Origin of the sequence: Faecalibacterium sp. DFI.5.82, assembly GCF_029076575.1 — a bacterium.
GTDB classification, from domain to species: Bacteria; Bacillota; Clostridia; order Oscillospirales; family Ruminococcaceae; genus Faecalibacterium; species Faecalibacterium duncaniae.
The window spans coordinates 1-307 of record NZ_JARFIS010000590.1 but is presented as its reverse complement, the minus strand read 5'-3'; the positions used below and the strand labels follow the sequence as shown (position 1 = coordinate 307).

The window sequence follows — 307 nt, the reverse complement described above, 5'->3', positions numbered from 1 at the left end:
CCCCTTATCGCGCAGATACTGGTACAGCCCCTGCCCGTCATCCGGTGCATAGCCCAGCCCGAACCGGACGATGGTCGTGTCGTCCAGACCGCGCCGCCGCCAGTAAGCCCGGGCCTGCCGGGCTTCCTCGACCGTGGAATTCAGGCAGGCGTGGAAGTACCGCGCGGCTTCCTTGTTCATAGAATGGATGCGGCTGCGCAGACGGCCCGTCTTGTCGTCCTCCTGCGGCTCCGGCATTCCCGCGCGTGCAGCCAGCATCTTGACCGCCTCGGTGTAGTCGATGCTGTTGATGCGGCGGACGAAGTGG

The 307-nt window shown here is 65.8% G+C and carries 1 pseudogene; it reads right to left on the bottom strand.

Annotation, left to right across the window (positions count from 1 at the left end):
• Positions 1-307 (bottom strand): annotated as a pseudogene (locus P0G09_RS18015) (DNA primase); the annotation flags it as partial.